The following is a 24530-nucleotide window of genomic DNA, read 5'->3' as shown; positions in this document are numbered from 1 at the left end:
ATCGATTCAGCCGGGCAAATCACTTAATATGCCCGCTCCAAATTTCCCTGTGCGGCTAAACATTGAACAAAGTGCGGCGCACTGTAAACAGGAAGTCAACGATTTAAGCCATAAAGCGCATTACCCGATAACCCGTGACAGGCAATACCGGTTATCGACAACGGGAGCAAATCCTGGGTTGTCATCAGAAATGTTCGCGGGCGGACATTTCGTAAGGCAAATACCACCGGACAGCCGGACTGGTTATTTCACCTTATGCCGAGAATGAAAATTTTCTTGCCATGAATTCATGGCGCCCTGATATGAGATTGTTATGACTCGCACTTTTCCACACATCGTCGTTGCCAAATTCGGCGGCACCAGTGTTGCTGACTTTGACGCGATGAGCCGTAGCGCCACCATCGTTCTTGCCGATAAAGATGTCCGTCTGGTTGTTCTGTCTGCGTCTGCGGGCGTGACCAATATTTTAGTCGAGCTTTCTGCCGGTCTGGATAGCCGCGAACGCCTGGACAAAATCGAAACCCTGCGCACCATTCAGTACAACATTATCTCCCGCCTGAAACAGCAGGATGCCATTCGCCAGGAGATCGATCACCTTCTCGACAACATCAGCCGCCTGGCGGAAGAAGCCTTTACTATGCGTTCGGCCGCGCTCAGCGACGCGCTGGTCAGCCACGGCGAATTGATGTCCAGCCTGCTGTTTGTCGAGGTGCTGCGCGAGCGCGATGTCGAGACCGAGTGGTTCGATGCCCGCAAAGTTATTCGCACCACTGACTGCTTTGGTTGCGCAGAACCGGTGCTGGATGCCACGGCAGAACGTGTTGAAAGACGGCTGCGTCCTCGTACCGAGCAGGCGTTAGTGGTCACGCAGGGGTTTATCGGTCGCGAGGCGAACGGTCAGACCACGACGCTGGGCCGAGGCGGCAGTGATTATACCGCCTCGCTGCTGGGTGAAGCGCTGCACGCTGCACGCGTGGATATCTGGACCGATGTGGCCGGGATCTACACGACCGACCCACGGCTCGTCTCCCGGGCGCAGCGCATCGGGCAGATCTCATTTTCTGAAGCCAGCGAAATGGCGACCTTTGGCGCAAAAGTGCTGCATCCGGCGACACTGCTACCGGCAATGCGCAAAAATATCCCGGTCTTTGTCGGTTCAAGTAAATACCCTTCCGCCGGTGGCACGCTGGTCTGCCGCGATACCGAAAACCCGCCGCGTTACCGCGCGCTGGCCGTTCGCCGTCAGCAGACGCTGATGAAATTACATTGCGAGCAGGGGCAGTCTGCATGTCGCTTTTTAGCGGATACCTTCGCGCTGCTGGCGCGCCATGATGTGGCGGTCGATTCCATCACCACCTCAGAAACCAGTATCGCGCTGATCCTGAACGCTGCCAGCGCTACCTCCGGTGAATCCAGGCTGCTGACCACCTCTCTGCTCACCGAGCTGTCATCCCATTGCCGGGTGGAAGTGGAAACCGGCCTTGCTTTAGTCAGCCTGATCGGTAATTCGCTGTCGCAGGCTGAAGGCGTCTGCCACGAGGTATTCGCTGGGCTGGAAAAACACCCTGTGCGGCTGATTTGCCACGGCGTGTCACGTCACAGCCTCGGTTTCCTGCTGCCCGCAGACGCCGCAGACGACGCCGTAAAAGCCTTACATCACCGTCTGTTTGAATAAACGACGATTGCGTCGTGCTGGCAGACAACCCGCTCTGCCAGCACGAAAAATAAGGCACGCTTAAGCGATCCGGACGCCTGCTCCACTGGACGCTGGTGCGCCGCACGAATGATCATCCGGGGTTCAGCAAACCCGGCCTGTAAACGATGCCGCGGAACGGGTCGTCGGGCATTGCCGCTTTACCGGCTTTCTTGTACCCTTCCCCACAACTTATTTCACCTGTTGAAAAGCAGAAATTACCGGACTTCACATGGCTGCTCACACGTCAAAAGATCCCCTGCATGGCGTCACTCTGGAGATGCAAATCAACGCGCTGGTCGCCCGTTACGGCTGGAATGAACTGGGTAAGCGCATCAATATTAATTGCTTTAAAAACGAACCGAGCGTTAAATCCAGTCTGAAGTTTCTGCGCCGGACGCCCTGGGCGCGCGCAGAAGTCGAGGCGCTGTATCTGGATTCCCTGGATGACTCCGCCCCGATCAACAAGGATGAGCCCACCTTTAACCCGTGGACCCGCAGTCGAATCATCAATAAGAGCTAATAAGATGTCCCTTAAAAAGTCAGTCGTCCTTTTTGCTACTGCGCTTTTGCTGGTCAGTTGTTCCTCCAAACCGCCTAAATCTCTTGTCACTCCGCTACCGCCAGTGACGAAACAGCCGTTGCCTGCGACGAATAAAAATTCCCAGCCGGTCCGCGGTGTCTGGCTGGCGACGGTTTCTCGCCTCGACTGGCCGCCAGTCAACTCGGTGAATGTCAGCAGCGCCGATACGCGCATTCGCATGCAACAGCAGGCGCTGGTAGAGAAACTGGATAAACTCAAAAACCTTGGCATTAATACCATCTTTTTCCAGGTGAAACCGGACGGCACCGCGCTGTGGCCCTCTAAAATTTTGCCGTGGTCCGATGTACTGACTGGTACGATTGGTCAGGATCCCGGCTACGATCCGTTGCAGTTTGTGCTTGATGAAGCACACAAACGCGGCATGAAAGTGCATGCCTGGTTTAACCCCTACCGTGTGTCGGTTAACACGCAGCCAGCGACCATCGCGGCACTTAATCGCACGCTCTCATTGCCCCCGGCCAGCGTATTTGTTCTGCATCGCGACTGGATCCGCACCGCTGGTGACCGGTTGGTGCTCGATCCTGGCATTCCGGATGTGCGCGACTGGATAACCAGCAGCGTGGCCGAAGTGGTGACCCATTACCCTGTCGATGGCGTGCAGTTTGATGACTATTTCTATACCGAAACGCCCGGTTCGCAACTGAATGACAACCAGACCTTCCAGCAATATGGCAAGGGTTTTAGTTCCAAAGCAGACTGGCGGCGCAATAACACCCTGCTGCTGATTGAGCAGGTTTCCCGCACCATTAAACAACTGAAACCGGGCGTAGAATTTGGCGTCAGCCCTGCCGGTGTATGGCGCAACCGCTCCTTCGATGCGGCCGGATCCGACACGCGCGGCGCAGCGGCTTACGATGAATCCTTCGCCGATACCCGTCGCTGGGTGCAGCAAGGATTACTGGATTATATCGCCCCGCAAATTTACTGGCCCTTCTCGCGTAGCGCTGCGCGCTATGACGTGCTGGCAAAATGGTGGGCCGATGTCGTCAAACCCACCCATACACGCCTGTATATCGGCATCGCACTGTATAAAGTGGGTGAACCGTCGAAGATGGAGCCGGACTGGATGGTTAACGGCGGCGTACCGGAGCTGAAAAAACAACTCGATTTAAACGAATCGCTGCCGCAGATTAACGGCACTATTTTGTTTCGCGAAGACTACCTGAACCGGCCGCAGACACAGCAGGCGGTCAACTATTTACGGGAGCGCTGGGGGGAATAATCCCCCCGTGGGTTAAGGAGACGTGTGCATAAAGAGGCGTTGCTGGCTGGCAAAATATTGCTCCGGGCTTCATGGCTCTTCCGTCAGCGCCTCGTAAACGCTGCGCAAGCGCGAACGTAGATACAGTACGGCCTTGTGTTTGCGGGAAAGTAACGCCTGCTGGCTGACGCCATTCTCCTCCGCCAGTTCTTTATAGCTGTAGCCGTAAAGCTCTGTTTTCTCGAACACCTCGCGCTGTGCGGACGGCAGTTCGGCCAGCGCCTGCTCCAGTTCTTCCCACAGCAGCGTTTTCAGGTACTCCTCTTCCGGGGTTTGCGGCACACCGAACAGCGTTTCCGCCAGTTCATCTTCGGCGACATCTCCCTCGTCGTCAGTGAAAAAGCCGGATAACGGCAGTTCCCGTTTTTTGCGCGCCCGATCGGTCATTTCATTGCGCGCCGCGCGGAACAACCAGGCCGCGACATTTTCCACCGGCTGCTCCACCTGCATCAGTTGATATGTCACTTCTTGCAGGATGTCGTCAGCATCGTCCCGAACCGCAGTGCGACCACGAATAAAAGCTTTCAGCCGTGATCGGCAGGCATTAAGCGCTGCCATCAGCAGTGATTCCCCCGCCACACCGGCTTTCATTGTATTCACTCTGCGTCCGGTGCTTTTGGACGATTATCGTCAGGCTGAGCGCGATCTTCCGCCTGCTCATCGCGATGTCCGCGCCAGCCGCAATGGCCACGATGCCCATGACGACCAAAGCCGTCGCGACGATGGCGAATAAACTCTTCACGCTGTTCCGGCGTCATCTGCATCCAACGCTCATGCATGCGGCGATGCGCCCGCGCCATGCCAAACATCCCCGGGCGAAAACCCAGACCGCCGAACAAAATGCGGCACAGCACCAGCACGCCCAACGCCTGCCAGAAGCCAATGCTTTTTACCCCAAGAATGGCAGGCAGCAGCGCATTCCACAGCGACATCACCAGCAGCCCCAGGATGGCCACCAGCGCCACACCGAGAATCACATGTTTCATCATGCGATGGCGTCCAAAACCGTGTTCACGCATGTGTCCATGCATATCAAAGTCTCTCATTATTTTATTACTCCATCATAGTAGTGAATAACTGCTTGCGATGAAGTAGACGGATGAGCAGTAAAAATATTGCTTAAAAAAATGAAAAAAATGCGAAGCAAAGACACTCTTTGGTATGGCCCCAGGGGATCGTAAGAGTGCGCCATTCAAGGTATGATGCGCTTCTGTGGTGACGTTCCCTAACCGACCGGACGAGCGCTGGCAGCGCACAGTCTACGATATGGATGGAAATAAAATATGGAAATAATTCGCCATGAGTTTTTTTGGTGGTTTTTTCTTTTGTAACTCATGATGCAATAACCTGGCGGCTTTCTCCGGGTCACAGACCAAATATTTAATTTTCAGTCGTCCCAATGAAAATCAGAAATTATTGTAAACATCCTTATGAACATCACTGTACCGTGTTTTATAAAAGTTAACAGGAACAATGCATTCCGGAGCTTCCTTATTCTTGATGGCCGCTAAACGTTTTCTAAAAAACTCCTGAAATCAAGGAAATTATGAGCGATATAAAATTTACCAAACAAGCAAAAAACACGATGACGAAAAAACCCCCGGTATGCCGGGGGCTGTATCATGCATTTATTTTTTCTTGTACACATCGGCGGTAGCATGGATTTTTTTCTTGGACTGATCTGAAGTGATCACGTAAACATCGCCGCCCTTCTCGTCGGCCAACTTACTCAGCTCACGACGGGCATCCATCGGTGCCATCTCATTTTCCGTCGAGATCGTACCGACTTTTTCATATTGCAAAGAGACTTTGTCAAAGTCTGCCCTTTCCATCAGTTTCGCGGCCCAGGCATTACTGGCTAATAACGTTACCGCGCTAATAATCACTAAACTTTTTTTGTTCATCACCGAACTCTCCATATCGTTTATGAGAACGTTGTAAATAACAGAAAAGCACCTCGATCATTTACCCTATAACAATAGTCGAAGAATAAGAGATTACAATATGACCACTTAATGGACGTATTTAATCCACTAAGCCAGGTAAATAAATAAAACATGCATTTTAAATATCATATACAATACCCAGCAATTTATTCCGTAGTATATTCAGGAGCCTGGTGATGAAAAATACACACCTCAACCTTCCCGCTGGTTATTTTGGCATTGTGCTCGGTATTATCGGGCTGGGCTTTTCCTGGCGTATTGCCGCCACTTTCTGGCCGGTCACACTGTGGCCTGCGAATACGCTGATTATTCTGGCCACCGTTATCTGGGTGCTGCTGACTCTGGCCTTTATCACCCGCCTGTTGCGCCACTCCGGCACGCTGATCGAAGAGGTTACCCACCCACTAAAAAGCAGTTTTGTCAGCCTGCTACCCGCCACCTCCATGCTGGTGGCGATCGGTCTGACACCCTGGAGCTACCCGCTGGCACTGGCGCTTTTTCTGCTCGCCGTCACCTGCCAGCTTACCTATGCCACCTGGCAGACGGCCGGATTATGGCGCGGTACCCATCCGAAAGAAGCCACCACACCAGGGCTTTATCTGCCGACCGTCGCCAATAACTTTATCAGTGCCATGGCCTGCGGCGCGTTGGGTTTTAATGATGTCGGGATGCTGTTTCTCGGCGCCGGGCTTTTCTCCTGGCTGAGCCTTGAACCGGCGATCCTCAGCCGCCTGCGCAACCTGGATGAGATGTCCCCAGCGGTGCGCACGTCCCTTGGCATTCAAATGGCGCCCGCGTTTGTCGCCTGTAGCGCATGGCTCAGCGTCAATGGCGGCCAGGTTGATGTGTTCGCGAAATTGCTGTTCGGTTACGGATTGCTGCAAATGCTGTTTATGATCCGTCTGATCCCATGGTATAGCGCCCAGCCATTTAACCCGTCTTTCTGGAGTTTCTCCTTCGGCGTGGCCTCCCTCGCCACCACCGCTATCCGGCTGGGACATGCCGCGCCCGGCGGCGCACTCTACTGGATGTCATTCCCGCTGTTTATTGCCGCCAATCTGGTGATTGGTCTGCTGATTGTCAAAACGTTTTCCCTGCTGCTGCAAGGAAAACTGCTCGTTCGAAGCTAAACGGTTGGGCGTCAGCCGCTTATGCCGCTGACGCCCTGAGGTTTAAGGCCGCCGGAACAGCACAATGCTGCGGCCATCGAGTTCAAAATCCTTCTCGCGCGTGATCACAACGCCGGGCTTGACCTTCTCAGAAGTTGACAACTCCAGCACCCAGCCACCTTCGCCAAACTGTGGAATACGAAACGGCACCGTCCCTTCGAACGGGTTGAACAGCATCAACACGTCGTGCCAGATCCCTTCCTCACTCTGCAAATCAGCGCGTCCGATATGCACGCCCAGTGTCGTTCCTTCTTCCCACTGCTCTGGTTTCTGGAAACCGCCGCCGGCATTAAACCAGGCTATCTCCATCCCGTCGCGCCAGTTTTCCCGCCGCAACAGTGGCTGTGACGCACGCAGTGCAATTAGCTGACGGGTAAATTCACGCAGCGCCTCGCCCTCGCCCTGAACGTCATTCCAGTGGATCCAGGAAATTTCGCTGTCCTGGCAGTAGCCATTGTTATTCCCCTGCTGACTGCGGCCAAACTCATCACCCGCGAGGATCATCGGCGTACCATGCGAGAACAGCAACGTGGTGAGGAAGTTCCGCTGCTGGCGGGTGCGTACCGCGAGAATACCTTCATCGTCCGTTGGCCCTTCCACGCCATAATTGTATGACCGGTTGTCGTTATGCCCGTCGTTATTGTCTTCGCCGTTGGCCTCATTGTGTTTGTCGTTATACGACACCAAATCGCGCAGCGTGAAACCATCATGTGCAGTAATAAAGTTGATGCTTGCCCACGGGCGACGGCCACGCTGATCGTACAGATCGCCGGAGCCGAGCAGCCGCGCAGCGAAATCCGTCGAGACATTATCGCCCTTCCAGTATTCGCGCAGCGTATCGCGGTATTTGTCGTTCCACTCCGCCCACCCCGGCGGGAAACCGCCGACCTGATAACCGCCAGGGCCGATATCCCACGGCTCACCGATCAGTTTCAGTTTCGACAATACCGGGTCCTGCGTCATGGCATCGAAAAATCCGCCACGCTGATCAAACCCTTCCGGTTCGCGCCCAAGAATGGTGCCGAGGTCGAAACGGAAGCCGTCGATATGCATCGATTCCGCCCAGTAACGCAGGGAATCCATCACCATCTGCAACACGCGCGGGTGCGAGGTATTCACCGTGTTGCCGGTACCGGTATCGTTGATGTAGTAACGGTGTTGATCGGGCAATGTGCGGTAGTAAGAGAAGTTATCAATTCCCTTGAAAGAGAGCGTCGGGCCAAGCTCGTTGCCTTCCGCCGTATGGTTATAAACCACATCGAGGATCACTTCGATCCCGGCATCGTGAAACGCCCGTACCATCTCGCGGAAACCCTGGATACCGCGCGGGCCGTAATAGCGCGAGGCTGGCGCAAAGAAACCGAGCGTGTTGTAACCCCAGAAGTTGCGCAGCCCTTTATCCAGCAAATGCTGATCGTCCGGGAACCAGTGCACCGGCAACAGTTCAACGCTGGTTATGCCAAGGCTGCGAATATAGTCAACGGTCGCCTTGTGTCCCATGCCTTCAAAAGTGCCGCGTAGTTCCGCAGGCAGCGCCGGGTTAAGCTGGGTAAAACCTTTGACATGGGTTTCGTAGATCACCGCGTGTGGCCAGGCTATTTTCGGGCGGTTCTGATCCTGCCAGTCAAATTCCTGCGTATCGATAACCCGGCATTTTGGTGTAAAGGGGGCGCTGTCCTGTTCGTCAAAGGTCAGATCTTTATCTTCATGGTTAAGATCATAGGCAAAGTGCGCCGCATTCCACTCGATATCACCGACAAGCTCGCGCGCGTAGGGATCAAGCAGCAGTTTATTTGGGTTAAAACGGTGACCATTTTCCGGATCGAACGGGCCATATACACGATAGCCGTACAGCGCGCCAGGTTGCAGACCGGGCACATAACCATGCCAGACCTCATGCGTGTTTTCCGGTAGTGTCAGCCTGGCGATCTCTGTCTTGCCCGAGGCATCGTACAAACAGAGTTCTACGCGTTCGGCGTGCGCTGAAAAAAGCGCGAAGTTGACGCCCTCGCCATCAAAATTTGCCCCCAATTGCTGGCCGTGCCCTGCCGTAATGTAAAAATCAGACATACTTCCCTCTCTGTTTAAACAGTGTTAGCTGATATCACAATGCTGCATACCGCTTTACGCACTCACCAGTGCCGCGAAGGTGTAGCCGCCGATAGAACGCAAATGGACGCTGTCGCTCAACGCAAATTCTTCTCCGCTGAGAAGATCGCGCCAGCGACGGTTCGCCAGCCCCGCAGGCAGCGAAACCACTGCACCGGCAAGGCTACCCTCCTGCGCGCCAAACAATAGACGCGGCGCCAGCACAATTAATGCCGCGTCGTTATCCTGGCGGGCAAACGCAATAATGTTGTCCGCCTGCGGGCCGGAGGTGGTCAGCGGCAGATAGTCGCCGCGCTGAAAAAGGTGGGGTTTCTGCTGGCGCAACTGCAACAGCCGGGCGATAAAAAACTGTTTCAGTTGCCCGCTGGTCCAGCTCTCCTGCGAATGCGGATCGGCCTGCTCTTCATCACTCAGCAGCCGTTCCAGCTCCTCATAATCCGGCTCCAGCCGATTATCCGGGTCGACCAGGCTGAAGTTCAGCGCTTCGCTGCCCTGGTAGATATCCGGTACGCCCGGCGCGGCCAATTTGATTAAGGTCTGCGTCAGACTGTTGACCAGCCCGGCGCGAATAAATGGTTGTAAAGCGGCGGTAAAATCCTGCAAGAACGCCTGATTCTCCGGGGAAAGCAGATGGCGGGCATAATCGAGTACCGCGTTTTCGTAGGCGTCGTTGGTTTCGATCCAGTCGGTGCGCTGCTTCGCTTCACGCAGCGCCTTCTCCAGAAACGCAATAAACCGCGTCTCCAGCGCCTGTAACCCTTGTGCATCATCCGCCTGTAATGTGGCTGGCCAGACGCCCGCCAGCGCCTGATAGATCATCCAGGCCACTGCCGGTCTTGGTGCCGGGCCATCGTTGAGCAGCACCACTTTTTCGCGGTTGAGATGACGCCAGCGCGTCACGCAATCCGCCCACTGCTGTGGCGCTTCGGTCAGCGTATAGAGCCGGGCGCGGGCATCTTCTCCGCGTTTGGTATCGTGCGTGGAGGTCGCCGACAACGCGTCCGGCTGCTGCTCAAGCCGCGTCTGCATCTCGCGGTGAAAACGCTGCAATGAGAAGGTGCGCGGTAACGGTTCTGCACCCACTTCATTGAGCGCCAGATCCATGTTCTGGCGAAAGAACAGCGTATCCTCCACCGATTTCGCCATCAGCGGCCCGGTCAGTTGCTGGAAACGGGTGCGGAAATGCGCGGCCTGATGCAGCATGCTTTTCGCCACGTCGCCACACAGGATGCGGGTGATAAAATCCAGTGCCGCCGGGTCCGGCGCATGTTCGCTACGGCTGACCCACTCGACCACCTTTGCCAGCCGCTCAGCGTCGGCGGGCGTCAAGCCTTGCCCGGTGCCATAGGTGCGATAGACCGGAAAAGCAATCAGCAATTCCCGCAGCGCCTGGCGCAGCGCTTTGGCCTGCGGAACCGGAATTTCCGCGTAGCCAATTTCCACCGCCAGCCGTACCAGCGCGTTGAACTCCCCGGCAAAATTGCGATCAACCATTAACCGCTTCGCGGCCCGCAACTCTGCGTGCATATCGACGGCGTTACCCGTCACCTGATGCCAGGCTCTACGCAGAACGTCGAGCTGCTCATCGTCCACCAGCACATCTGACAGTGCGGCGATAAACTCATAGCCGGTGGTACCGGAAACTGGCCAGTCGGCGGGCAATTGCTCCCCTTTACCGAGAATTTTTTCCACCGTGATATAGCACTGCGGCCCGGCCTTGTGGCGCAAACGGTGCAGATATCCCAGCGGATCGGCCAGCCCATCAACATGATCGACGCGCAGACCGTCAACGACACCGCGGTTCACCAGTTCGAGAATCAGGCGATGGCTGTCATCAAATACCGCCTCATCTTCAACCCGTACGCCAACCAGCCCGGTAATCTCAAAAAAACGGCGGTACGACAGATCGCTTGCCGCCGTACGCCAGCAAGTTAAGCGCCACGGCTGAAGCTCATGCAGCGCAATCAGATCGCTGCTTTCGCGTAGCGCCAGCACCTCTGTTTCTCGCCCCTGCCAGCTTTCCGCCACCAGTGGGTAAACGCTATCGAAATAGACAAAAACGGGATGGCCGGTTTGCGGATCGGCCTGAACGGTGAGTTCGCCCTTTTCCACCACCGTGGCGAAATCGTCGCCGAGGAAAGGCAGTGTTAGCGGTCGCGACCAGTCAATATCAAAATGGCGAGCGTACGGGCTGTTCTGCCCCTGCGCAATAACATCGCGCCACCACGGGTTTTCTGGCGAGGCGGCCATATGATTGGGTACGATATCGAGAATTAACCCCATCCCGGCGCCCTTCAGCGCCGCCGCCAGGCGCATAAACGCGTCGCGACCGCCCAGCGCCGGATCGATCTCATTGGCGTCCGTCACGTCGTAACCATGCGTCGAGCCGCGGGTAGCGGTAAAAATCGGCGAAGCATAAAGATGGCTGATCCCCAGCCGTTTAAGATAGGGAATGCGGGCAATAGCCCGCTCAAAGGTCATGCCATTACGAAACTGAATACGGTACGTTGCGGTGGGCGTGTTCATACTTCTCTCCCGGCAAGACGAACGACAATGGCATTGGGCGCTAACTCAGGTTGCGCCTGCGACAAGGCAAACAGTGTGTTACCGGGCATCACTGGCAGCGGCTGCGGCGTGTCGCCCAGATTCAGCGCCAGCGAGAGCGTTCCTTGCGGGAAGCGCCAGCAGACGGCAAGAAAACCGGGCGCGGTAGCCAGCACCTCACCCTGATAACCGCCCGCCTTCGCCAGCAGCGGCACAATATATTGCTGACGCAGCGCCAGCAGTTGCCTGGTCAGCGCCAGCCATACTTTGCCCTCTGCGCTGTGCAGTTTCTGCCAGTTCAGCTTCGAGCGCTCAAACGTTGTCGGATCATTCGGATCAGGCACCATTTTGCTATGTCCGGCATGGCCCGCGAACTCTTTCGTCCTGCCTTCGCGCACGGCTTGTGCCAGATCACCGTGGAAATCGGTAAAAAAGAGAAACGGCTGCGTTTCGCCATACTCTTCACCCATAAACAGCAGCGGAATATGCGGCGACAACAGCAGCATCGCCAGCAGCGCGCGGGTACGATCTGCCCCGGCCAGGCTCAGCAGCCTTTCGCCCTGCGCCCGGTTGCCAACCTGATCGTGGTTCTGAATAAAATCGACAAACGCGGTGGGCGGCTGTCCGCGGCTATCAACGCCGCGCACTTCACCGCTCTGTGGCGAAATTTCACCCTGATAAGCGAACCCTTCCGCCAGCGCCCGCGCCAGCAATTGCTCGGGGTTATCGGCAAAATCCTGATAGTAAGCGTGCGTTTCACCTGTGGCTAACACATGGGCAACGTTATGCACATCGTCGTTCCACTCGCCGCTAAACAGCGGGATCTCGCCCGCGCTGCCGCGCGGATGCAGGGCAATAATATTGCGGCAATCTTCGGTGGTGAGATGCACGGCGCGATCAGGGATCGCTGCGCGAATGCGTTCGGCGATCTCCACCAGCAGTGGTTTTTCCGCGCTGTCCTTGATTTGATCGATAGCATCAAACCGCAGGCCATCAAGATGAAACTCAGTCAGCCAGTAGAGCGGCGCTTCCGCGATATAGCGCCGTACGGCGTCCACTTCATAAGCAATGCCAGCGCCCCATGGCGTTTCACGTTCCGGGTGGAAAAAATCCGGCGACAGCAGCGGCAGATAGTTGCCTTCCGGGCCGAAGTGGTTGAGCACAATATCTAGCACCACCGCAAGGCCATAGCCGTGCGCAGCATCGACAAACGCTTTGAAATCATCCGGCGAACCATAGGCCGCATGCGGCGCGTAGAGCAAGACGCCGTCATAACCCCAGCCGCGATCGCCGCCAAACTGTGCAACTGGCATCACTTCAATCACCGTGATGCCGAGTTCCGCCAGGTACGGCAGTTTTTCAATGGCCGCCTGAAAGGTCCCCTGTGGGGTGAAGGTGCCGATATGCAGTTCGTAGTAAACCGCCTCTTCCCAGCGACGGCCTTGCCAGTGGACATGTTGCCAGCGGTAGTGGGTGGGATCGATCACCAGCGACGGGCCATTCACATCCCTCTGCTGCGCGCGCGAGGCGGGATCGGGAATGGCTCTACCATCTGACAGCACATATTGATAAGGGGTTCCGGGTACAAGGCCTGGAACCGTGGTTTCAAACCAGCCTTTGCCGACAGGCTGCATCGCAATATCGTTAGCGCCAAGCCGCAGCGTGATACTCTGCTGGCCTGTTGCCCACAAACGGAAGCGCACCGTGCCTTCGCCGATGTCATCGGCGCCCCAGCTTTTCGCAAAAGATTTCGACGCCATGCCTTCTCCTCTCCACGATGTCACGAGAAACAATCATAGACGATATTCGGAAAAGCCAGCGGAGCGGCGGCCAGAGAGAGTGTGGCCGGAGAACGGATTGCCTCCGGCCAGGCGGGATTATGGCTGTTGTTTCTTCTCAGCAGCCTCCACTTCGCGATACCAGCGCGGGTGATGTTTCTTCGCCCAGCGACGGCTCACTTTGCCTTCAATCATGCCGGTGATCGACCCTTTCACCCAGAACGCCATATAGATATGCACCAGGATGGCAAGGATCAGCACCACGGCCGAGGTGGCGTGGAATAGCAAACACCAGCGGATCAGCGGAATCGGAAAATAGTGAGCAAACCACGGTCGCCAGATGACAATGCCGGTTGTCAGCAGAAGCGTAATCATGCTCATGATGGTCCAGAACATCATCTTCTGCCCGGCGTTGTATTTGCCGACATCCGCCACTTTATGCTCGTTGCCCTTCAGCACCTCCACGATCCCTTTGATCCACGGCAGATCCTGTTTATCAGGGATGTTGTGATGTACAAAACGCACGAACATCACCATCAGGATCAGGAAGATAAACACACCAAAGAACGGGTGCAGGATGCGCCCCATCTGCGGCGTGCCAAAGGTTTGCGTCAGCCATTGCAGCGAAGGAAAGAACAGTGCAACGCCGGAAACCGCCACGAGGAAAAAGCAGGTAACTACCGTCCAGTGACACGCCCGATCGATAAATTTGGTGCGCAGGATCTTACTCATCATCATTCTCCTCGTCATCCGTCTCTTTGTTCGGCCCGATGCCAATGTAATGGAACAGCAGACCGGCAAAGGTGGCGATAAACCCGGCGGCGGCGAGCGGCTTGAGGATACCCTTCCATAAATTTACCGGAACATCGATCTTCGGTTCGTTGGGCAGATGGTGATACAACTCCGGCTGGTCGGCATGTTGCAGCACATACATCACATGCGTACCACCAACGCCCTGCGGATTGTAGACGCCCGCCTGGTGATAGCCGCGTTTTTGCAGTTGCACCACGCGCGCCTCGCCCAACTCCAGCATCTCGGCCTTGGTGCCAAAGTGAATCGCCCCGGTCGGACAGGTTTTCACGCAGGCAGGCTCCTGGCCGACGCTGACGCGATCGACACAGAGCGTGCATTTGTAAACCCGGTTATCCTGCGGGTTGAGGCGCGGCACATTGAACGGACAACCGGCAATGCAGTAACCGCAGCCGATACAGTGCTCAGACTGAAAATCGACGATGCCGTTAGCGTACTGAATAATCGCCCCCGCCGACGGGCAGGCTTTCAGGCAGCCAGGATCGGCGCAGTGCATACAGCCATCCTTGCGGATCAGCCACTCCAGCTTGCCGTTCTGCGTGGTTTCGCTGAAACGCATCACCGTCCAGGATTTCGCGCTTAAATCAAGCGGATTATCGTAAACCCCGGCGCAGTAACCCACCTCGTCGCGAATATCGTTCCACTCCGAGCAGGCTACCTGGCAGCCTTTACAGCCGATACAGGTGGAGACGTCGATCAGTTTTGCCACTTCCGCGCGGAAATCCCGCGCCTGTGGTGGTGGCGTAAAGCCATTGGTGGCTGAACGTTTGATAATGTCTTGTGATTGCATGGACATCGCTTCGCTTCCTTACGCCTTCTCAATGTTCACTAAAAACGCCTTGTATTCCGGCGTTTGCGAGTTGGCATCGCCGACCGACTGCGTCAGCGTATTGGCGAGGAAGCCTTTGCGCGTTGCCCCTTCAAACCCCCAATGACACGGAATGCCCACGGTATTGATGCGCTTGCCGTCGATGGTTAGCGTCTGTAAGCGCCTGGTGACCACTGCCTTGGCTTTGATATAGCCACGTCTGGAGCTGACTTTCACCACATCACCGGCCACAATCCCCTTCTCCTGCGCCAGCGCTTCACCAATCTCAATAAACTGATCCGGTTGGGCAATGGCGTTCAGCCGCGCGTGTTTTGTCCAGTGACGGAACAGCTCGGTGATCGAATACGTCGTGGCGACATACGGGAAGTCATCAACTTTGCCCATATTGGCTTTATCGGCTTCAAAGATGCGTACCACCGGGCTGGAAACCACCGCCGGGTGTAGCGGGTTGCTACCAATCGGCGACTCAATCGGCTCGTAATGTTCCGGGAACGGGCCGTCATTCATTTTGTCTAGCGAGAACAGACGCCCCACGCCTTCGGGGTTCATGATAAATGGCCCAACATTGCTGTCCGGCGCGGCCTGGCTATAGTCAGCCACGTCCATTCCCGTCCAGCGCTGGCCGTCCCAGTGCGGCAGTGCTCGTTTGGCATCCCACGGTTTCCCGGACGGATCGGCGGAAGCGCGGTTGTAGAGAATACGGCGGTTGGCAGGCCACGACCACGCCCAGCCCGGCGTACAACCCAGACCGTAGGGATCGCTGTTATCGCGGTTCGCCATCTGATTGCCTTTCGCCGTCCAGCTACCGCAGTAGACCCAGCAGTAGCTGCTGGTGGAACCGTCCGCGCGTAACTGGGCAAAGCTGCTTAACTGTTCCCCTTTTTTGGCGATCAGCACGCCGTTGTCGTCGTACAGATCGCGCAGCGCTTTGCCATTGGCTTCGCGGGCAATCTCTTCCGGTTGCGGATCGTACGGGTCGGCATAATCCCAACTGACATTCAGCAGCGGTGCGGGGTTTGCTCCGCCTTCCTGCTGGTACAGCTCGCGCAGGCGCATAAACAGCCGTCCGAGGATTTTGGCATCGTGCAGCGCTTCACCCGGCGGCTCGGCGGCGGCCCAGTGCCACTGCAACCAGCGGCTGGAGTTGACAATCGAACCATCTTCTTCGGCAAAGCAGGAGGATGGCAGACGGAACACTTCGGTCTGAATATCAGCCGGGTTAACATCGTTCATCTCGCCGTGGTTCTGCCAGAAGGAGGAGGATTCGGTCGCCAGAGGATCGATAACCACCATGTATTTCAGTTTTGCCAGCGCGCGTGAGGATTTGTTTTTATCCGGGAAGGCGGCCAGCGGGTTGAATCCCTGTACGATATAACCGTTGATTTTGCCTTCCTGCATCATCTCGGCCTGGGTCATCACATCGTACAGACGGTCCCATTTCGGCAACCAGTCGTAGCCCCAGTTGTTGTCTGCCGTGGCATGTTCGCCCCAGAAGCTTTTCATCATGCTGACGAAAAACTTTGATGTGTTTTGCCAGTAGTTGACTTCATTCACACCCAGCGATGGCGGCGTAATTTGCGAAATATAGGTCTGGTAATCCGGCTGTTTTTCCGACGGCAGCGGCATATATCCCGGCAGATTGATCGACAGCAGGCCAAGATCGGTATAGCCCTGAATGTTGGAGTGACCGCGCAAGGCATTTACCCCACCTCCCGCCATACCGATGTTGCCGAGCAGCAGTTGCAGCATTGCGGCAGCGCGAATAATCTGCGCCCCGGCGGAATGGTGCGTCCAGCCCAGTGCATAGAGAATGGTGGCCGTGCGATCCGGTTTGCTGGTGCTGGCAAGAACGCCGCAAATATGGGTGAAATCCTCCACCGTGGTGCCGCACAGACGGCTGACCATTTCCGGCGTGTAGCGATCAACGTGGGCTTTCAGCAGATTCCATACACAACGCGGATGGCTGAAGGTATCATCGCGCAGCGCATTGCCCTGGGCATCGAGCTGATAGAACCAGCTTGATTTGTCATACTGGCGTTTGTTGGCGTCATAGCCGCTGAACAGACCGTCGTTGAAGGCATAATCCTCACGAACAATCAACCCGGCGTTGGTGTAGTGGCGCACATACTCGTGCTGAACCTGGTCGTGTTCAAGCAAGTAGCGGATTACGCCAAGCAGAAACGCGGTATCGGAACCGGCGCGGATCGGCGCATAAAAGTCCGCCACTACCGCGCTGCGGTTAAAACGCGGATCGACCACCAGAACGGTAGCGTCATTTTTGGTTTGCGCTTCCACCACCCATTTAAAACCGACCGGGTGCGCTTCGGCGGCATTCCCGCCCATGATCAGCACCACGTTGGCGTTTTTAATGTCCACCCAGTTGTTGGTCATCGCGCCGCGACCAAAGGTCGGCGCCAGCGCCGAAACGGTCGGGCCGTGGCACAAGCGTGCCTGGCAATCAATCGCCACCATCCCCAGCGAGCGGGTGAATTTACCGTCGAGAATACCGGTTTCATTGCTGGCCGCCGAAGAGCACAGCATGGCTGTCGTGGTCCAGCGATTGACTGTCAGCCCCTGCGCGTTTTTCTCAATAAAATTGGCGTCGCGATCTTTTTTCATTAATCGCGCAATACGATCGATGGCATCATCCCAGGAAATGCGCTGCCATTTATCTGATCCCGGCGCGCGATATTCCGGGTAACGTAAACGTGTTTCGCTGTGAATATAGTCCAGCACCCCTGCACCTTTTGGGCACAGAGAGCCGCGGCTAACCGGGTGATCCGGATCGCCTTCAATATGATAAATACTCTGCTGAACGTTTTTTGCACTATCGCCAAGACTGTACATCAGCATTCCACAACCGACTGAGCAGTAAGTGCAGTTATTTCGCGTCTCTTTTGCTTTTAAGAGTTTATATTGACGTGTTTCCGCATGAACGGAAAAAGATGATAAGAATCCGAGAGATGCGACAGTCGTTCCTGCCATACCGCCCGCGCAGATCCGAAAGAACTGCCTCCGGTTGAGCTCCATGTGTCCTCCAGCTTAAACTTAAGACATGAAAAGGGACGGAGATTATAAGGATATTCTCACCACTTAACCATTATCCATTTATGGTTATTTTTGCGATTTTTTCGGGGCAAGCGGAAATTTAACTTAAAAGGACAGCGGTTATTTATCCCGCTGTCGGCGGGTTATTTGATCGCGGAAAATATCTCTTTCCCGAGGCTGGCGATGGCCGCATTACTCTGCTTTGACGTCGCTTTTGTATTCGTTATATAAATAACTACGATACGAGGAGTACTATTTTTCGGCCATACCACGCTAATAATTGAACGCGAACCAAAATCCCCGGCACCCGTTTTATCGGCAATGGTCCAACCGGCAGGCAGCGTCGAACGTAATAAAGCATCGGCGACCTTATCCTCACGCATCCACTGAATTAACTGCGCGCGTGAACCGGGCTTCAACGCTGTTCCAAGCGTCAATTTTTGCAGTGTACGGCTGACGGCCAGCGGCGTGGTGGTATCTCGCTCGTCGCCGGGAACCGCACTGTTCAACTCAGGTTCAACGCGATCCAGACGCGTGACACTGTCACCTAACGTTTGCAGATACTGGGTAATGGCCGCCGGGCCGCCAAGCTTTTGCGCCAGCAGATTCGCCGCTGTGTTGTCGCTGTAGCTGACCGCCGCACTGCACAGTTGTTGCCAGTTGATGCGCGCCGGGGCAACAAATTTTTCCGTTATCGGCGAGTACTCCACCAGTGCTGAACGCGGGAATTGCGTGCTTTCCGTCAGCGCCAGCTCGCCTTTATCCACCTTGCTGAGTAATGCACCGCACAGCAGCGCTTTGTGAGTGCTGTTGAGCGGAAAACGCTCGTCCCCACGGTAACTCACCGTTTTACTGCTGGCGGTATCCAGCACGGCTACGCCAATGCGCGCGCCAAGCTGCTGTTCCTGTAAATGTACAACATTGGCCAGCCGGGCAGAGTCCATGGCAGCGGCATGCACCAATGGCAGAAAAATCAGCAACAGAGAACAGATTGATTTCGTTGAGAAAAACATAGATAGAATCCCTGACTATGCGAAGCGATACATTGAAGGAAGAGATGAATAATACAGCATTACGCTACCGCGCGTTCGAAGAACCTTTAACCACGCTGTGCGCCGAACCCGGCACATCGGGTATGCTGCGCGTCAGAATGTTACTGGCCTGGTCAATGCCTCGGCTCTGATCCCGATTACCGGCGCCTACAGCCACCGCAGGTTCCACATCCCAGGCAATCGCGTTTTACCGCCTGCCGGGCCAGGTAACAAAACCACTTTTGTCGATGCGCTAATTTATGTACGGTCTGCGGAGTACGCCAACTCACGCTGGCCTTCAATTTCAGCCAGCCGTGCGCCCAGCGTCGCCACTAAATGATCGTAAGCGATACTGCCGAGCGGCACCCGCTGAGGCGGGTTTTGCCGGTCGGTGACGGCGATAATCGCCTCTACCGTGCGATCCGCATCGCCGGTAATGGCAAAATCACCGTTGGCAATACCGCGCCGCACGTCGCCTGCGGGCGTGGCATCGTAGATTGTCATCGGCTGTGCATGATCGAGGCCGCCGCCAAAACCGGTTTGTGTCGGTCCGGGTTCGGCAATCACCACATCAATTGCAAAAGGTTTTACCTCCTGCGCCAGCGACTCAAGAAAACCTTCAATACCCCATTTACTGGTGTGGTACAGGCTGAAATTGGGATAGGTCACCTGCCCGCCTTCAGAGGAAACCTGCACAATTCGCCCGCCGCCCTGCGTTCTTAGCCACGGCAGCACCGCGCGCACCAGTTGAATTGAACCAATCAGATTGGTGGCGATTTGTCGTTCGATCTGTGCATCACTGACCTCTTCCGCCGCGCCAAACAGCCCGTAACCGGCATTGCTCACCACCCGATCAATTCTGCCGAGCGTGCTGAAGGCGCGCTCAATTTCGCCGCGCATCGCGGCGGTATCTGTCATGTCAAAACGGCAAAGGTACAGCTGCCCGCCATACTGCGCCTGAAGATCGCTCAGCGCATCAGCACGACGAACACAGGCCGCAACACGATCGCCGCGCGCCAGTAATTTTTGCGTCATTGCCAGCCCAAGCCCGGAAGACGCGCCGGTAATCAGCCATGTCAACATAGTGACCTCCTGAAGTGAGTGGATCTGTAGCCTATACCGTCGCCAGTGCTAGAATAAGCCTCACCAATCGGCATGAAGTCGTGCAAAAAATTCAACAATGAAAAATGTCAGCCTCAACGATTTGAAAGCGTTTCTTCTTGTGGCCCGTTTGCAGAGTTTTCAGCAGGCAGCGGGAGAACTGGGTGTTTCCCGCTCGGCGCTTAGCCACGCCATGCGCGCGCTGGAAACCCGACTGGGCGTCCGGTTGTTGCACCGCACGACCCGCAGTGTGTCGCTTACCCAGCAAGGTGCGGATTTTCTGCAACGGCTCGATCCGCTGCTGGGTGCGCTGGACGATGTGCTCGACAGCACCCGTTTCCAGCCGCAGGAGCTGCACGGTACGCTGCGCATCAACGCCAATGAAGGCGGCGCACGCTGGCTGTTACGGCATGTAGTGGCGGATTTTTTACGGGCGCATCCGCAGGTGGAGTTGGATCTGGTCACCGATGGCCGTCTGGTGGATATCGTGGCTACCGGTTTCGACGCCGGAGTCCGGCTGGCCGAAGCGGTGCCGCGCGACATGATTGCCGTGCCGTTTGGCGGCGACATCCGTTTTATTACCGTTGCTGCGCCCGGTTACCTTGAACAGGCAGGAACACCGCAAACGCCGGAAGATTTATTGCAGCACCGATGCATCGCGCAGCGTCTGCCGGGCGGCAAACGCTATCGCTGGGAGTTTATGCGCGACAATAAGCCGTTAACGCTGAATGTACCCGGCACGCTGTGTCTGGATAACAGTGCGCTGATGGTGGAAGCGGTTGTGCTGGGGCTGGGCATCGCCTATGTGCCGGAGCCGTATGCCCGCCAGGCGCTGGACGACGGGCTGGCGGTGCAGGTTCTTAAAGCGTGGTGTCCGCCAATTGCGGGATTGTGTCTTTATTACGCCAGCCACCGTCATGTTCCGGCGACGCTCAAGGCGTTTATTGCCGCAATACGTGCCGTGGCGTAACTACTTTTTTGACTTAACCGAAGGAGTGACGCCAATATTGAGTATTTTCACAATCCGCTCTTTTTCTTCAATCATAAAAAAACACGGTTTACTTCATTTAAACGGATACTGAAGAGCTGGATGCTTCTTTTCTGTTTGCCCTGCTTATAACAAAATTTACTGCCTATCATATTAGCGGCATCTCGCGGATGGTTTCCGGCACGAATAAGCCGTCGCCACATATAATATTTTTCATGTACAGCAGATCAGCGTGGATATAATAGGGAAAGGCGTTAATAATATTCAAACACGGAAGATATATTATCTCTCTTATTAAAATAAAAAAGATATGCAGAGATGCGTTAAATAGCGCGCCGGGGCAAAACCTCCGGCGTTTATCTCACTTTTCCCCTTCCCAGTAATCCACCCCCTCGCCACGAAAATCAACCCGGCGAAAATCGTCTTTGCCGTTGATACGCACTCTGGCGAGGAATTTATCAGCATCGGGGTATTCGCAAATTTCCGGGCTTTCCATTGTGCTGATCGAGAGATAGAGCAGCGGCTGATCGGAGGTGTTAATAATCTGGTGCGGCCATGCTTTTCCCGGTGGAATACAGATCACATCGCCCTCTTCAATGGCGCGCTCCTCATCACCAATGCGCAGTGTGCCGCGCCCATTCAGCACGATAAACATCTCCTCCTGCGCATGATGCAGGTGAAACGGGCAGCCGCGTTTACCCGGCGGCAACGTATCGATTGACGCACCGAGCTTGCTGGCGGCAGTGCCTTTGGTCAGCGAACCGCCCAGAGATTCATAAAGCGGCGGGCGGACAAAATGTTCCATCTCAATGGAATTAAAGTTGCGGATGACAAACGGTATGGCGGTCTTCGCACTCATAAACAGTTCCTGAAATAAGGTGACACCTCAGTATTGGAACGACCCATTCTGCCTGTCAATTTGTTCAGCCAACATTTGATGGAAGATGCGCGTCGCCATCGACAGCGTGCGCTGGCGCGGCAGGCAGAGATCCACTTTCACCGTGCCCATCAGCGGATCCGCCAGCGGCACGGCAACAAAATCCTCGTGTCCGGTGGTGTCGTTAACGTTCAGTTGCGGCAGGATCAACAGCGCCAGTCCTTGTCGCGCCAGCGCTTTTTGCACTTCCAGCGAACTGGCGATATAACACAAATCAAAATGCAGATTCTCCCTCCGGGCGGCGGATTCGAGCAATTGCCGCACCGCATAGCTGGCAGGCGGAATAGCCAGCGGATGACGGGCAAGATCGGTGAGCGTCAGCAGGCTTTTCTTCGCCAGCGGATGGTGCGCCGCCATCAATACTTTGTGCTGCAACGCACAGTAGTGCGTCACCTGCAGCTCCGCGCTGACCGGCATATAAAACGCCAGTGCCACATCAGCATGACCGCTGATTAATTGTTCGGCGACATGCGGCGCACTGCCAATATCAATGTCAAACGAAACCGCAGGATAACGCTGGCGGAAGGTGCAGATAACCGGCGCGATAAACGCGGCGATCAGGCTCTCTGCCGCGCAGATACGCACCGTGCCGGACACCACGCTTTGCGTACTTGAGATGCGCGCTTTCACCGCATCCAGTTCGCGTAAGGTGGCATCCACGGCCTGGGCGAGAAATTCCCCTTCCCGCGTCAGTTTGATACCGCGCGGCGTGCGCTCGATCAGCTGCGCGCCATAGTGGTGTTCCAGAATATCGATTTGCCGCGTGACGGCACCCGGCGCGACAAACAATTTATCGGCGGCATCACGCAACGAAGTGGATTTCGCCACCTGGCTAAAATAGCGCAGCGCGCGTAATTGCATATTTTCCCCCTGCCGTTATTTCACCCTTTTCACCTTATTACGCCGGTGTTGAGATTGACAAATCAGCGGGGCTATCCTTTATTTTTCCTCGCCGCTGCACTGTAAACAGGCGCGACGAACAATAATCGTGCAAAAACAGGATTGGTTTTTATCTTGCAGAGAGAAAAAACGGTTTAATAATCATCAGGATGCTATAAGTTTTGCAAAAAATATTTACGCACTGCTAACGAAATGAAAGCACTGTTTAAGTGCAGAGTCGGGAGCGTTATTTTTTATCAGTCAATACAGATCGCCGGATAAAAACAAAAAAAATAAGACAATTCAAAAAATTAGAGAAGGTAATACTATTTTCTTATTTATATTGCCCGCCCTTCAGTGAACACATTTTTTACGCACTGCTCCTGCACGATTGTGATAGTGAACATTATCTGTGCTTGTTATATCTCCGCCATGTTGTTAATTCGTCTCAACCCCTGAGGAAGACTGTTTATGGCAAACGAAACAAATCCCGCAGCCACGCCGCCAAAAGCGACGCGTAAAGAAGTGATCGCCGTTGTACTGGGCGCCGCCGTCGAGTTTTTTGATTTCAGCGCTTACGCCACCTTTGCGGTGATGATCGGCCATGTTTTCTTTCCTTCGGATAATCCGTTTACCAGTTTGTTATTGTCCGTTTCGGTATTTGGCATCGGCTTTATTGTCCGGCCGCTGGGCGCCATTTTTATTGGCAGCTACGCCGACCGCGTTGGGCGCAAACCGGCAATGTTATTAACCATGGTATTTATGACCATCGGCACCGGCGGCTTAGTCTTCCTGCCGGGATATGAAACCATTGGCATGGCCGCGCCGGTTTTACTGGTACTGGTGCGCATGTTGCAGGGGCTGGCCTGGGGCGGCGAAGCTGGCCCGGCAACCACGTTTATTATGGAAGCCGCCCCTGAGGGCAAACGCGCCTTCTACACCAGCTGGCAGATTGTCGCCCAAGGTCTGGCAGGCATCAGCGCGGGCGTGATTGGCTATACGCTCACGGTATTGTTGTCACCGCACTATCTCGCCGCCTGGGGCTGGCGCGTACCGTTCGCTTTCGGATTGTTGATCCTGCCTATCGCTATCTACCTGCGCCGCAATCTGCGCGAGAATTATCAGTCTGACAATAGCGAGGCCAGCCACTCCACCGGCAGCCTGCTCGGTGAAGTGGTGAAGAACTATCGCGGGCTGGTTCTGACCGGGATTTTTATCCTCTCCGGCAGCACCATCACCCAATATTTCCTCAACTACATGACCACTTACGCGCTCAACGAACTGGCGTTTACGCCGGGCAGCGCCATGGCGTCCACGATTTTGATTGGCGTCTGCGTGGTGGTCTTTTCGCTGATCGGCGGCTGGATGGCGGATCGCGTTGGCAGAAAGATGACCATCATCGCCCCGCGCCTGATCCTGTTGCTGTTGCTGCTGCCGGGGCTTGAGATCATCAACACCTGGCGCAGCGAAATGGTGTTCTACAGCGTGATCACCGTCTTTGCCGCTCTGCAATGCATCAGCGGTTCCGGCGTGCTCGTCGTGCTGTGCGAAAACTTCCCGAAATATGTGCGCTCCACCGGCTTTTCTATCGCCTTTGCCTTTGGCATTACGCTGTTTGGCGGTACCGCGCAGATTGTCTTTTCATGGCTGATCAAAGTAACCGGCAACCCGGTTTCTCCCGGTTACTACCTGATTGCCGCCAATATTCTCAGTCTGGCCGCCACCGTCATGCTGAAAGAGCGTAAAGCTCCGCAGCCTGCGCTGGCGGGTCGTCGCACCACCGTTCAGTAATCAAGGAGGAAA

20 protein-coding genes are annotated in these 24530 nt (G+C 55.4%); 7 read left to right on the top strand and 13 right to left on the bottom strand.

Annotated elements, in window-relative coordinates; translation table 11 throughout:
- The first annotated feature begins 313 nt into the window (after positions 1–313).
- The 3 genes from lysC (at position 314) to GA0061070_RS07885 (ending at position 3519) form a co-directional block, all read left to right on the top strand.
- Positions 314–1675, top strand: coding sequence for a lysine-sensitive aspartokinase 3 (gene lysC / locus GA0061070_RS07895; RefSeq protein WP_090135101.1), 1362 nt, complete (start codon positions 314–316; stop codon positions 1673–1675).
- 250 nt (positions 1676–1925) lie between these two features.
- Positions 1926–2216 carry a VF530 family protein gene (locus GA0061070_RS07890; RefSeq protein ID WP_090135099.1) on the top strand — a complete coding sequence of 97 codons (291 nt, stop codon included), beginning with the start codon at positions 1926–1928 and terminating at the stop codon, positions 2214–2216.
- A gap of 4 nt (positions 2217–2220) precedes the next feature.
- Positions 2221–3519 (top strand): glycoside hydrolase family 10-like protein, encoded by a 1299-nt coding sequence (locus GA0061070_RS07885; RefSeq protein ID WP_090135098.1) that lies wholly within the window; start codon positions 2221–2223, stop codon positions 3517–3519.
- A 69-nt stretch (positions 3520–3588) separates the two neighbouring features.
- Here GA0061070_RS07885 and GA0061070_RS07880 read toward each other — a convergent pair whose 3' ends face one another.
- The 3 genes from GA0061070_RS07880 to yahO all read right to left on the bottom strand — a co-directional run bounded on the left by GA0061070_RS07880 (position 3589) and on the right by yahO (position 5462).
- Entirely contained in the window at positions 3589–4149 is a 561-nt protein-coding gene (locus tag GA0061070_RS07880; protein WP_090135097.1) for an RNA polymerase sigma factor, read from the bottom strand.
- A gap of 5 nt (positions 4150–4154) precedes the next feature.
- The gene (locus tag GA0061070_RS07875) at positions 4155–4604 is read right to left on the bottom strand and encodes a hypothetical protein (protein ID WP_090135095.1); all 450 of its coding nucleotides are present in this window, start codon (positions 4602–4604) and stop codon (positions 4155–4157) included.
- A 582-nt stretch (positions 4605–5186) separates the two neighbouring features.
- Complete coding sequence (yahO, locus tag GA0061070_RS07870; RefSeq protein WP_090135093.1) at positions 5187–5462, bottom strand: DUF1471 family periplasmic protein YahO; 276 nt, start codon at positions 5460–5462, stop codon at positions 5187–5189.
- Positions 5463–5680: 218 nt separating this feature from the next.
- Here yahO and tehA point away from each other — a divergent pair, with 218 nt between their 5' ends.
- Entirely contained in the window at positions 5681–6634 is a 954-nt protein-coding gene (gene tehA, locus GA0061070_RS07865; protein ID WP_090135090.1) for a dicarboxylate transporter/tellurite-resistance protein TehA, read from the top strand.
- Between the two features lie 42 nt (positions 6635–6676).
- Here the strand turns inward: tehA and glgX are convergent, their stop codons facing one another.
- From glgX to bla, 7 genes are all read right to left on the bottom strand, one after another.
- Positions 6677–8743 (bottom strand): glycogen debranching protein GlgX, encoded by a 2067-nt coding sequence (glgX, locus tag GA0061070_RS07860; RefSeq protein ID WP_090135088.1) that lies wholly within the window; start codon positions 8741–8743, stop codon positions 6677–6679.
- Between the two features lie 54 nt (positions 8744–8797).
- The gene (gene treY / locus GA0061070_RS07855; RefSeq protein WP_090135086.1) at positions 8798–11308 is read right to left on the bottom strand and encodes a malto-oligosyltrehalose synthase; all 2511 of its coding nucleotides are present in this window, start codon (positions 11306–11308) and stop codon (positions 8798–8800) included.
- Entirely contained in the window at positions 11305–13086 is a 1782-nt protein-coding gene (gene treZ / locus GA0061070_RS07850) for a malto-oligosyltrehalose trehalohydrolase (RefSeq protein ID WP_090135084.1), read from the bottom strand. Before treZ ends, treY begins: the two co-directional genes overlap by 4 nt.
- Before the next feature lie 117 nt (positions 13087–13203).
- Entirely contained in the window at positions 13204–13836 is a 633-nt protein-coding gene (fdnI, locus tag GA0061070_RS07845; protein ID WP_425256042.1) for a formate dehydrogenase-N subunit gamma, read from the bottom strand.
- Positions 13829–14710, bottom strand: a complete 882-nt coding sequence (fdxH, locus tag GA0061070_RS07840; protein ID WP_090135080.1) for a formate dehydrogenase subunit beta — start codon at positions 14708–14710, stop codon at positions 13829–13831. The genes fdnI and fdxH overlap by 8 nt, the downstream gene beginning before the upstream one ends.
- A 12-nt stretch (positions 14711–14722) precedes the next feature.
- A complete protein-coding gene (fdnG, locus tag GA0061070_RS07835) occupies positions 14723–17773 on the bottom strand; it encodes a formate dehydrogenase-N subunit alpha (RefSeq protein ID WP_090135078.1) in 3051 nt (1016 codons plus the stop codon).
- A 161-nt stretch (positions 17774–17934) separates the two neighbouring features.
- Positions 17935–18804, bottom strand: a complete 870-nt coding sequence (gene bla, locus GA0061070_RS07830) for a class A beta-lactamase (RefSeq protein WP_090135076.1) — start codon at positions 18802–18804, stop codon at positions 17935–17937.
- Between the two features lie 44 nt (positions 18805–18848).
- Here bla and GA0061070_RS25800 point away from each other — a divergent pair, with 44 nt between their 5' ends.
- A complete protein-coding gene (locus GA0061070_RS25800) occupies positions 18849–18974 on the top strand; it encodes a hypothetical protein (protein WP_279616070.1) in 126 nt (41 codons plus the stop codon).
- 106 nt (positions 18975–19080) lie between these two features.
- On the opposite strand, the gene GA0061070_RS07825 is transcribed toward GA0061070_RS25800, so the two are convergent.
- Complete coding sequence (locus tag GA0061070_RS07825; protein WP_090135074.1) at positions 19081–19905, bottom strand: SDR family oxidoreductase; 825 nt, start codon at positions 19903–19905, stop codon at positions 19081–19083.
- A 97-nt stretch (positions 19906–20002) separates the two neighbouring features.
- Here GA0061070_RS07825 and GA0061070_RS07820 point away from each other — a divergent pair, with 97 nt between their 5' ends.
- Positions 20003–20893 (top strand): LysR family transcriptional regulator, encoded by an 891-nt coding sequence (locus tag GA0061070_RS07820; protein ID WP_090135073.1) that lies wholly within the window; start codon positions 20003–20005, stop codon positions 20891–20893.
- Positions 20894–21272: 379 nt separating this feature from the next.
- Here GA0061070_RS07820 and GA0061070_RS07815 read toward each other — a convergent pair whose 3' ends face one another.
- Together GA0061070_RS07815 and GA0061070_RS07810 are read right to left on the bottom strand one after the other, a co-directional pair.
- Entirely contained in the window at positions 21273–21770 is a 498-nt protein-coding gene (locus tag GA0061070_RS07815; RefSeq protein WP_090135072.1) for a cupin domain-containing protein, read from the bottom strand.
- Positions 21771–21797: 27 nt separating this feature from the next.
- The gene (locus GA0061070_RS07810) at positions 21798–22709 is read right to left on the bottom strand and encodes a LysR family transcriptional regulator (RefSeq protein ID WP_090135070.1); all 912 of its coding nucleotides are present in this window, start codon (positions 22707–22709) and stop codon (positions 21798–21800) included.
- A 489-nt stretch (positions 22710–23198) separates the two neighbouring features.
- Between GA0061070_RS07810 and GA0061070_RS07805 the strand changes: the two genes are divergently transcribed.
- Positions 23199–24518 (top strand): MFS transporter, encoded by a 1320-nt coding sequence (locus tag GA0061070_RS07805; protein WP_090135068.1) that lies wholly within the window; start codon positions 23199–23201, stop codon positions 24516–24518.
- Positions 24519–24530: the final 12 nt, after the last annotated feature.

Source organism: Kosakonia oryziphila, from assembly GCF_900094795.1.
Classification (GTDB): Bacteria; Pseudomonadota; Gammaproteobacteria; order Enterobacterales; family Enterobacteriaceae; genus Kosakonia; species Kosakonia oryziphila.
The sequence above is the reverse complement of the archived record's forward strand: the minus strand, read 5'-3'. Positions and strand labels throughout refer to the sequence as shown.

Bases quoted from the DNA above. Each gene is read 5' to 3' on its own strand.
- bla (WP_090135076.1), bottom strand. From the start codon at position 18,804: ATGTTTTTCTCAACGAAATCAATCTGTTCTCTGTTGCTGATTTTTCTG.
- fdxH (WP_090135080.1), bottom strand. From the start codon at position 14,710: ATGTCCATGCAATCACAAGACATTATCAAACGTTCAGCCACCAATGGC.
- GA0061070_RS07890 (WP_090135099.1), top strand. From the start codon at position 1,926: ATGGCTGCTCACACGTCAAAAGATCCCCTGCATGGCGTCACTCTGGAG.
- fdnG (WP_090135078.1), bottom strand. From the start codon at position 17,773: ATGGAGCTCAACCGGAGGCAGTTCTTTCGGATCTGCGCGGGCGGTATG.
- GA0061070_RS07805 (WP_090135068.1), top strand. From the start codon at position 23,199: ATGGCAAACGAAACAAATCCCGCAGCCACGCCGCCAAAAGCGACGCGT.
- GA0061070_RS07880 (WP_090135097.1), bottom strand. From the start codon at position 4,149: ATGAAAGCCGGTGTGGCGGGGGAATCACTGCTGATGGCAGCGCTTAAT.
- treY (WP_090135086.1), bottom strand. From the start codon at position 11,308: ATGAACACGCCCACCGCAACGTACCGTATTCAGTTTCGTAATGGCATG.
- GA0061070_RS07825 (WP_090135074.1), bottom strand. From the start codon at position 19,905: ATGTTGACATGGCTGATTACCGGCGCGTCTTCCGGGCTTGGGCTGGCA.
- GA0061070_RS25800 (WP_279616070.1), top strand. From the start codon at position 18,849: ATGAATAATACAGCATTACGCTACCGCGCGTTCGAAGAACCTTTAACC.
- GA0061070_RS07875 (WP_090135095.1), bottom strand. From the start codon at position 4,604: ATGAGAGACTTTGATATGCATGGACACATGCGTGAACACGGTTTTGGA.
- glgX (WP_090135088.1), bottom strand. From the start codon at position 8,743: ATGTCTGATTTTTACATTACGGCAGGGCACGGCCAGCAATTGGGGGCA.
- GA0061070_RS07820 (WP_090135073.1), top strand. From the start codon at position 20,003: ATGAAAAATGTCAGCCTCAACGATTTGAAAGCGTTTCTTCTTGTGGCC.
- GA0061070_RS07885 (WP_090135098.1), top strand. From the start codon at position 2,221: ATGTCCCTTAAAAAGTCAGTCGTCCTTTTTGCTACTGCGCTTTTGCTG.
- GA0061070_RS07810 (WP_090135070.1), bottom strand. From the start codon at position 22,709: ATGCAATTACGCGCGCTGCGCTATTTTAGCCAGGTGGCGAAATCCACT.
- tehA (WP_090135090.1), top strand. From the start codon at position 5,681: ATGAAAAATACACACCTCAACCTTCCCGCTGGTTATTTTGGCATTGTG.
- fdnI (WP_425256042.1), bottom strand. From the start codon at position 13,836: ATGAGTAAGATCCTGCGCACCAAATTTATCGATCGGGCGTGTCACTGG.
- lysC (WP_090135101.1), top strand. From the start codon at position 314: ATGACTCGCACTTTTCCACACATCGTCGTTGCCAAATTCGGCGGCACC.
- GA0061070_RS07815 (WP_090135072.1), bottom strand. From the start codon at position 21,770: ATGAGTGCGAAGACCGCCATACCGTTTGTCATCCGCAACTTTAATTCC.
- yahO (WP_090135093.1), bottom strand. From the start codon at position 5,462: ATGAACAAAAAAAGTTTAGTGATTATTAGCGCGGTAACGTTATTAGCC.
- treZ (WP_090135084.1), bottom strand. From the start codon at position 13,086: ATGGCGTCGAAATCTTTTGCGAAAAGCTGGGGCGCCGATGACATCGGC.